The sequence below is a fragment of the Streptomyces sp. CRN 30 genome (genome assembly GCF_034105845.1).
In genome coordinates, this window is the sequence record NZ_JAVRHI010000073.1 from 36,966 (window position 1) to 46,227 (window position 9,262).

The 9,262-nt window shown below is 74.3% G+C and carries 7 protein-coding genes; 2 read left to right on the forward strand and 5 right to left on the reverse strand.

Annotated elements, in window-relative coordinates:
- Positions 1–2: 2 nt before the first annotated feature.
- Entirely contained in the window at positions 3–1,226 is a 1,224-nt protein-coding gene (locus UW392_RS07115) for a wax ester/triacylglycerol synthase domain-containing protein (protein ID WP_320774015.1), read from the reverse strand.
- A gap of 30 nt (positions 1,227–1,256) precedes the next feature.
- Positions 1,257–2,549, reverse strand: coding sequence for a phthiocerol/phthiodiolone dimycocerosyl transferase family protein (locus UW392_RS07120; RefSeq protein ID WP_320774016.1), 1,293 nt, complete (start codon positions 2,547–2,549; stop codon positions 1,257–1,259).
- A gap of 238 nt (positions 2,550–2,787) precedes the next feature.
- On the opposite strand from UW392_RS07120, the gene UW392_RS07125 reads away from it, so the two are divergent.
- A complete protein-coding gene (locus UW392_RS07125; protein WP_320774017.1) occupies positions 2,788–4,332 on the forward strand; it encodes an NAD(P)-binding domain-containing protein in 1,545 nt (514 codons plus the stop codon).
- A complete protein-coding gene (locus UW392_RS07130; RefSeq protein ID WP_320774018.1) occupies positions 4,325–5,785 on the forward strand; it encodes a long-chain fatty acid--CoA ligase in 1,461 nt (486 codons plus the stop codon). The genes UW392_RS07125 and UW392_RS07130 overlap by 8 nt, the downstream gene beginning before the upstream one ends.
- Positions 5,786–5,861: 76 nt before the next feature.
- On the opposite strand, the gene UW392_RS07135 is transcribed toward UW392_RS07130, so the two are convergent.
- The 3 genes from UW392_RS07135 to UW392_RS07145 form a co-directional block, all read right to left on the reverse strand.
- Entirely contained in the window at positions 5,862–7,142 is a 1,281-nt protein-coding gene (locus UW392_RS07135; RefSeq protein ID WP_320774019.1) for a cation:proton antiporter, read from the reverse strand.
- Complete coding sequence (locus UW392_RS07140; protein WP_320774020.1) at positions 7,139–8,503, reverse strand: cytochrome P450; 1,365 nt, start codon at positions 8,501–8,503, stop codon at positions 7,139–7,141. Before UW392_RS07140 ends, UW392_RS07135 begins: the two co-directional genes overlap by 4 nt.
- Positions 8,500–9,262: alpha-hydroxy acid oxidase (locus tag UW392_RS07145; protein WP_320774021.1), on the reverse strand; the 763-nt coding region annotated here is incomplete at its 5' end. The genes UW392_RS07145 and UW392_RS07140, both read right to left, overlap by 4 nt.

Genomic DNA, 9,262 nt, shown 5'->3' on the forward strand with positions numbered 1-9,262 from the left:
GATCAGCCGACGGCCCGCACCCAGTACCGGGGGAGCGCGGTGGTGTGGGGCCGGGCGGCGTCGGTGACGACGGTGCAGCGCACGGTGTCCGGGGTGCGGGTGAAGGACACGTACACGGGCCGCTGTTCCGTGTCGGCGATGTGCAGGAACAGCGAGGCGCCGGCGAGCCGGCCGCCGAAGCAGGGGAACGCCTCCGGGAAGGAGACACTGCTCACGGCGAGGGGGTAGAGCCGGATGTTGACCGCGGCGCGCACCGCCAGGACCGGGGGCGCCAGAGGCCCCGGCAGGGACTGCACGGTGCGCAGGGCGTCGCGGCGCAGGGTGCGCCGCACGGCGTCCGTCTGCCGCCGCACCTCCGCCACGGAGGCCGCGAACGTCGGTGCGGTGACCGGGAGATGGAGCCGGTGGTACGCGATGTGGTTGCCGGGCCGCAGGCGCTGCCGCGGGCCGCGGGTGGACATCGCGACCAGCGTCCGGGCGGGTACGGGGGCGTCGGGGAGCGACAGTTCGGCGCTCCAGGAGCGCAAGGCGAGGGACAGCGCGGCGAGGGCGGCGTCGTTGACGCTGGTGCGGTGGGCGTCGGCGAGGGAGCGCAGCCGGGCGAAGGGGACCTCGCCGTGGGCCCAGCGCGCCGCGGCCGCCTCGCCGGGGCCCGCGGGGAACCGGCGTACGGCGTGCCAGGGCGGTCCCGGGCGGAGGGCGGGGGCCGCCGTCTCGCGGGCGGCGCTCAGGACCGCGCGGAGTCCGCTCGGGGCGGGCGGGTAGAGGCGGGGCCCCCGCGCGGGGGTGTCCGCGAGCAGCCCCAGGACGCTGTGCGCCGCTCCGACACCGTCTTGCAGCGCGTGATGGGTCCGGAAACAGATCCGGAAGCGCGCGCTCCCCGGCGGGCCGGTGAGCAGCCAGCAGTCCCACGGCGGGTCGCCCCGGCCGGGCAGCTCCCGCGCCAGGAGCGCCTCGCAGAGGTCGGCGAGCTCCTGTTCCGAGGACACGGCCCGGTGGTGGACGTGCACGTCCGGATCGACGGGGGCGGCACGGGGCGACCAGTGCCGTGCCCGCCGCTCCGGCAGGAGGTGGGTGAGCGCGGGGAGCGCCCCGGCCCGGGACACGACCCGCTCCCTCAGTCCGTCCGGGTCGGGGGCCGGGCCGTGGAAGTCGAGGAAGAAACCCGCGACGGGCGGCCGGCGCATGGCGAGGAAGGTGCGGTCGATCGGTCCGATGGTGTACACGCGCGGGCAACGATTGCGTCGGCCGGGCGGTCACGTCGCCACGACGCCCACGCCCAGGGCACGTTCCGCGGTGCGGCCCAGGGCGTCGGCGAGGTGCTGGGTCTGCTCGGCGGTGAAGAAGGCACGGGGCAGGGCGAGGGTGAGGCTCAGGGTGCTGGTGTGGTGTCCGGACAGGGCGACCACCGGCACCGGGCCATGTGTCTCGACGTACCCCCACGGCGTGGACGCGGTCAGTCCCGGCGGTGTGGTGAGGACGGGGGTGTTGCCGGTGAGGTCGGTGACGGCCACGCTCATCGGCAGGGCGGGGCCGCGGGTCAGGGCCTGGGCGGCCAGCTCCGGCAGGGCGGCGATGGACAGGTCCAGCTCACCGCTGCGGACCGTGGCGCGCATCTGCTCCCACACCTGACCGGCGACGCGGACCGGATCGTCCCCGTCGGTGACCGAGACGCTCGCCTCCATCGCGCCGGCCGCCATGACCAGCCGGTGCGGCGGCAGCGGCGGCGTGATGCGGCGCCGGACGTCGAGGGCGGAGGTGCAGGTCAGCGTGCGCGTACCGGGGGTGTCGTCGGCGATGTCGCGGACCGCGGTGAGGATCAGGCCGCAGGCGAGGCTGTGTGTGCTGACACCGCCGTCCCGGGCGGTCCGCACCAGGCGGTCGGTCTGCTCGCGGCCGAGGTCGACGCGGCGGGTGTGCACGCCGTGCGCCGGACCGTAGGGGTCGCGGCCGGCGGCCTCGGCGGGGAAGCACAGCGGGGCGAGAGCCTGCACGTGGGCGGCGCGGCGGGCCAGGAAACCGTCGAGTTCCCGCCGGGTGACCTTGCCGCGGAAGTACGGCTCGACGGGCTGCGGCAGTCCCGCGGCGGCGGGCGGCAGCCGGGGGGCGCGGCCGGTGACCCTGGCCGTGTAGATCTCCCACAGCAGCGCCAGGGCGGTGAGGCTGCTGACGCCGTCGGCGATGGCGTGGTGGACGCACAGGACGAACCGGCGCTCCCCGCCGGGCCGGCCGAGCAGCGCCGCGCGCACCATCGGCGACCCCGGCACGAAGGGGGCGGTGGCGGTGGCGAAGTCGGTGTCGGGCTCGGTGCGCAGCGTCGGCGGCGACGCCGGGCAGCAGGTCAGCAGATGCCCCCCGGCCACGGGGCGGCACCGGGCGGTGAGCACGGGGTGGACCTCGGCGAGCACACCGAGGGCCTCGTCCAGCACCCCCTCGTCGACCGGCCCGCTCAGCGAGTGACACAGCGTCATGGGCATACCCGACTCGACGAACATCGCCTCGCTGACGGCCAGCGGACGCTCGTACACCGCTGTGGTCGTGATCGACACGGTCAACCTCCTGCATGGGGCGGGCCGGCACCGCACACGCCGACTGCCATGGGTCTTGCCACCCCGCACTCCTGACACGCCCGCCCCCGGCGGCGTACGGAAGCACCGGACACGTCCGCGCGAGCCGGTGCGCGCGGGGCGCGGGGACCCGGCGGCGGGAGCGGAGGCCGTGCTCCGGCCGGAGCCGGCCCGCGCCAATCTCAGAGCCCTCTGAGTTCACCCGGCTAGCGTCCCGTCCATGGTGCGCGATTACCTGATCATCGGGGCCGGACCGGCCGGACTTCAGCTCGCCGCTCTGCTCGAACGCGACGGGCGCGACTACGTCGTCGTGGAACGGGGGAGCGGACCGGGGACGTTCTTCACCCGCTTCCCCCGGCATCGGCAGCTGATCTCCATCAACAAGGTGAACACCGGATACAGCGATCCGGAGCTGAGGCTCCGCATGGACTGGAACTCGCTGCTCAGCGACGACCCGGAGCTGCTGTTCACCAAATACAGCGACGACTACTTCCCGCACGCGGACGACCTGGTGCGCTATCTCGCCGACTTCGCGGCGAGCACCGGCGTCCGCGCCGAGTACGACACGGAGATCGTCCGGATCACCCGCGAGGACGGCGTCTTCCGGGCCGTCGACACCGCGGGCAAGGTTCGGCAGGCCCGCCGGATCGTCGTCGCCACCGGCGTCTCCCGGCTCAACGTGCCGCCGATCCCCGGCATCGAACTCGCCGAACGCTACGACGACTTCGACACCGACCCGGCGGCCTTCACCGGCCGGCGGGTGCTGATCATCGGCAAGGGCAACTCCGCGTTCGAGACCGCCGACGCCCTGCTGCCGAAGGCGGCCGTCATCCATGTCGCGGGCCCGCACACGCTCAAACTGGCCTGGCAGACCCACTTCGTCGGCCATCTGCGCGCCGTGAACAACAACTTCCTCGACAGCTACCAGCTCAAGTCGCAGAACGCGCTCCTGGACGGCACCGTCGAGTCCATCGAGAAGGCCCCGGACGGCGGCTTCCGGGTCCTCTTCCGCTACGCCCGCACCGTCGAGCGGCTGCGGGAACTGCGCTACGACAGCGTCGTGCTCTGCGCCGGATTCCGCTTCGACGCGGACCTCTTCGACGAGACCTGCCGCCCCGCCCTCGTCATCGACGACCGGTTCCCCGAACAGACCTCCGCCTTCGAGTCGGTGAACGTGCCCGGCCTCTACTTCGCGGGCACCCTGACCCAGCAGCGGGACTTCAAGAAGGCCACCAACGGCTTCATCCACGGCTTCCGCTACGGCGCCCGCGCCCTGCACCGCGTCCTCGGCTCCCGGTACCACGACACGCCCTGGCCCGCCCGGAGCGTCCCGGCGACCCCCGAGGCGATCGCCGACGCCGTCGTGGAGCGCGTCAACCGCTCCTCCGGCCTCTGGCAGCAGTTCGGATTCCTCGGCGACGTCGTCGGTGTCGACGGCGACACGGCCGTGTACCAGGAGGAGGTCCCGCTGGACCTCGTCACCGACGGCGGTCTCGGCGCCGCCGCGCACCGGTTCACCGTGAACCTGGAGTACGGGCCGGGCCACGACGACGTCGACCCGTTCGACATCTCCGTACCGCGCGTGGTCGAGAACGACGTCGAGCACGCGCAGGACTCCGTCTACCTCCACCCCGTCGTCCGCCACTACCGCGACGGCGTCCTCGCCGGGGTCCACCACCTCGCGGAGAACCTGGAGAACGACTGGGACATCCCCGAGATCCACCAGCGGCCGCTCGCCGCGTTCGTGAAGGACTGCCTTGACTGAACAGTTCCCCGGCCCCGTCCTGGACCTCCTCGACGCGGCCGGCGACCGCGTGGTCTTCGAGCACCCCGGCCGCGCGGTCACCGGCGCACGACTGCTGTCACTCGTGCGCCGGGTGACGGCCGGTCTACGTGAGCGCGGCGTCGGCCCCGGGGACGGGGTCGCCCTGCTGCTGGGTGTCAGCCCCGAGGCGTTCGCCGCCGTGGTGGCGGCCCACACGGTGGGCGCCCGCGTCGTCGGGGTGCGCCCCGGCCTGACCGGGCGTCAGCGGGAGCACCTCCTCACGGACGTCGCCTTCCGGATCACCGACGCCACCGGCGGGCAGGGCACGGACGCCCCGCCCGCCGGCCCCGGCACCGTCCTGGCCCTCGACGACCTGCTGTCGGCACCGGACGACGGCGTCCGGCCGCGGGTCACCGCACGCCCCGGGGACGTCGCCCGGCTCATCCACACCAGCGGCAGCACCGGCCTGCCCAAGGCGTGCGCGCAGACCTACGCGGCGATGACCGCCGCGTGGGCGCTGCGCCCGGACGCCTGGCCGCCCGCGATCCGCGAACTCGCCTCCCGGCTCGAGAGGTTCCTGGTCTTCGGCACCCTGGCCAGTCAGGTGATGATGGAGTACGGGCTGCTCACGCTCGCCGCCGGCGGCACCCTCGTGACCGCCGACCCGCCCGCCTTCCCCGACGCCCTCGTACGGCACCGGGCGACCGCCAGCGTCATCACCGTGGCCCGGCTGACGAAACTGGTGGCGAGTCAGCGCGAGTCGCCCGTGGACCTCGGTTCCCTGCGCGCGCTCATGGCGTCGGGTTCCCCGCTGGAACCCGACCGGCTGCGCGAGGCCACCGAGGTCCTCGGGCCGGTCGTCTTCCACGGCTACGGCCAGACCGAGACCGGCATGATCTCCATGGCGGTCCCCGGTGACGAACCGGGCTCGCTCGGCGTCCCGCCCGTCGACCTGGAGGTCCGCGACCCCGCGGGCCGCCCCGTACCGCCCGGCACCGACGGCGAACTCTATGCCCGCACCCCCGCGCAGAGCAGCGGCTACTGGGGCGATCCCGCCCTGAGCGCCGAGGTGTTCACCGGCGGCTGGGTCCGTACCCGCGACCTCGGCCGCCTCGACGGGCACGGCCGGCTCTGGCTCACCGGACGCGCCCGCGACGTGATCATCGTCAACGCCAACGTGTACTACGCCGGACCCGTCGAGCGGCTCCTGGCCACCCACCCCGCGGTCGCCGAGGCGTACGTCACCGCCGTCCCCGACGACACCACCGGGGAGGCCGTGCACGCCTTCGTCGTCCCCGCCGAGGGGCAGAGCCCCGGCCTCGGCGAGCTGCGCGCCCTGGTGACGGAGCGGCTGGGCGAGGCGAGCGCGCCGACCCGGCTCACCCTCATCGGGGAGGTGCCGCTCACCCCGGCCGGCAAGCCGGACAAACGCCGGCTGGCCGCGGGGATCTAGGTTCCGTCGTACGACGGACGGCCCCACCGCCACGCGTCACGCGCGGCGGTGGGGCCGTCCCCGTTCCTGCTGTCGCTCAGTGGCTCTCGGCCACGACCGCCGGCCGCGGCCGGTCGTCCCGCTCCCCGGGCTCCTCCCGGCCGCGCTGGCGCCGGTCGATCAGCGTGAGCAGCGGAGTCGCCATGACCGTCGTCACGATCGCGACGACGACCAGCGCGCTGAACATCGCCTGCGTCACGATGCCCGCCGCCAGCCCGAGGTTGAGCGCGATCAGCTGCATCAGACCGCGCGCGTTCATCAGCGCGCCCACCCGCAGCGCCACCACGTTGCGCTCCCCGGCGAGGCGCGCGGCGAGCCAGCAGGCGCCGAACTTCCCGGCGATCGCCACCAGCAGGCACCCGGCGGTGAACAGCAGCACCGGTCCGGAGCCCAGCAGCGTGAAGTCCGTGTTCAGCCCCGAGTAGGTGAAGAACAGCGGCAGGAAGATCCGCCCCACCGGTTCCAGCGTCCGCACCGAGTGGTCGAGCTGCTCGGAGCGCGGGAACACCAGGCCGAGGGTGAACGCGCCGAACACCGCGTACAGCCCGATCTCGTCCGTGTACCAGGCCACCAGGAACAACGCGCCGACCAGCACCAGCAGCAGGTTCTCCGGTGGCACCCGCTCGGCGAGCAGCACCGTGCGCTGCCGCAGCCGCACCACCACCGCCAGCACCACGATCAGCCCGAACCCGCCCGCGACGGCCAGCGACACCAGACCGGCGCTGCCGCCGGCGATACTGAACACCCCCGCCAGCAGGACCCAGGCGACCGCGTCGTCGACGGCCCCGGCGCCGAGCGACAGCGCCCCGTGCCGGGTGCCCGACAGCTTCCGTTCGGCGATGATCCGCGCCAGCATCGGGAACGCCGTCACCGCCAGCGCCACCCCGACGAACAGCGCCGACACCGTCAGCGACACGCCCGGAGCCATCGCGCCGGTCCGCTCGCCCACCGCGACGATCAGCAGCACGCCGAGGACCACCGGCACCAGCACACCGGCCGCGGAGACCAGCGCCGCGGGCCGGGCCACGCCCCGCAGCCGGTCCACCCGGAAGTCCCAGCCGACGTGGAACATGAACGCGACGAGGCCGATCTGGCCCACCACGTAGAGGATCGGCCGCAGTTCCTGCGGGAAGAGACCGTCCTCGACGGCGGGCAGCAGCGCGCCGAGCACCGAGGGGCCGAGCACGACGCCCGCCAGCATCTCGCCGACGACCGGCGGCTGGCCGACGAGTTGCAGCAGCCGGCTCACCACCCGGCAGACGAGCAGGATGACCACGACGGCGAGGAAGAACGCGGGTGCGAGATCGGTGGCGCTCATCTGCCTTTTCCTTCCGGGTGGGCGACCGGGCAGCGCCCGGCCGGATGCTCCTCGAAGTAACGGCCCGCCAGCCGCAGCCGGCGGGCGTGCAGCACCATCACGGTGCCGAGCACCAGTTGCCGTACGCCCCGCGTGACGTCCTCCACGCCGTCCCGGACCCGCACGAAGCGTCGCAGCAGCGCCAGCCGGGGGCCGGGGGAGAGGCCGTGCGGGACGAGCAGACAGGGCGCGCGGTGCGGGTTGGACCGGGTGTGCGAGGCCGTGGAGTCGAGCCGGTGGCGGGCCAGCACCTCACGGACCGCGGCGCGCAGGACGAGCGGGGAGAGCCGCCACGCGGGACAGGGACGGTTGGCGGCCGCGCCGTACGGGATGTGATGGGCGTCCTTGGCGGACAGGGTGCTCCAGCGGTCCGGATCGAACACCTCCGGCCGGTCGTACCCGGTGGCGTGGTAGTCGGGGTAGCTGAAGCACACCACGGACCCGGCGGGCAGCGTGGTCTCCTCGTCCAGCGCTATCTCGCCCGTGGTGATCCGGTGCGCGATCCCGAACAGCGGGTACAGCCGCATCGTCTCGTCCAGGACGTGGTTCAGGTACCGGTCGTCGTCCGGAGCGGTCCGCAGCCGCTCCTGCGTCTCCGGGTGGCGGGCCAGCGCCAGCAGCACGTGCGCGGTCGCCTCGGACAGCTGCACCACGGCCGTGTTGAACATCGTGCCCTGGAGGTAGTGCACCTGCTCGGGCAGGGACAGCGAGGCCGGCAGCGCGTGCTTCACGTCACCGGCCGCCACCCGCTCGCGCAGGTACGCCGTCAGCCGTGCCCGGCGCCGCGGATGGCGCAGCCCGGTGCACTTCAGCGCGTTGATCACGTCGTCGGCGTGGGCGGTGATCAGGTCCCGGGCGTGCCGGGGGCACGGCTCCTGGAACACCAGTTCGTAGGCGAACTCGGCCCACGCGGGCATCACCAGGTCCCGCAGCCGCACGAGGCTGATCCGGTCCTCCGGCAGGGTGTCGAGGACGCGGGCGACGGCGCGGCCCGCCGCCGCCGTGAGGTCGGCCGAACTCCCCGCCAGCATCCGCCGCGTCGCCTCGGCCACGTCCTCGTAGCGCTCCCCGGGCTCCAGGTGCTCCTGGTGGACCTCGGGGCCCGGCGCCAGCCAGTACCAGAACAGGTCGGACAGGCCCGCGCCCGCGCTCCGGCCGTTCGCGGCCGGGTGGGCGTAGACCCGCTCGAACACCTCGGGACCGTGCGCGGCGCCGGGCAGGGTCACCGTACGGTCGCCGTTGACCTTCTCGAAGATGCGCACCCGCAGCGCCACCACACTCCGCGGCAGCCACCACGTGGCACCCTTCGCCCCGCCGCTCACCACACGCCGTCCTTCCGCACGACCATGTCCTTCGTCAGATCCGTGTTCCGCCGCCCGCCGCACAGCGCGAGCGTGTGGTCGTACTCGTCCCGCAGCGTCGCCAGGACCCGCCGGACCCCGGCCTCGCCCTCCGCGGCCAGCCCCCACGCCACCGGCCGTCCCACCCCGGCGGCGCGCGCGCCGAGCGCCAGGGCCACGGCGACGTCGCTGCCCCGGCGCACCCCGCCGTCCACCAGCACCGGCACCCGCCCGGCGACGGCGGTGGCGATCGCGGGCAGACAGTCCACGGCGGCCGGAACGGCGTCGCACTGACGGCCGCCGTGGTTGGAGACGACGATCCCGGCGACGCCCCGCCCGACGGCGAGCGCGGCGTCCGCCGGGTGCAGGACTCCCTTGACCAGCACGGGCAGGGGAGTCGACCGTACGAGCGCCTCCAGGTCGTCCCAGGACGTCGCCGGGGACATCGGGATGTCGGTGAGGGCGCCGGGCGGGGCCCCGGGCAGGTCCCGCATGTTCTCCGCGGCGTACCCCGGGGGCAGTTCGGTGAAGCCGTTGCGCAGGTCGCGGGTGTGCCGGCCGAACACAGGGGAGTCGACGGTCACCACCAGCGCCGTGCAGCCCGCCGCCTCGGCCCGCCGCACCAGCGCCCCGGTCACCTCCCGGCGGGGGTGCGGATAGAGCTGGAACCACACCGCCGGGCCGTCGGCCCGCTCGCGCGCCGCCGCGACCACGTCGGCGACCGCCGTGGTCGCGGCGGTC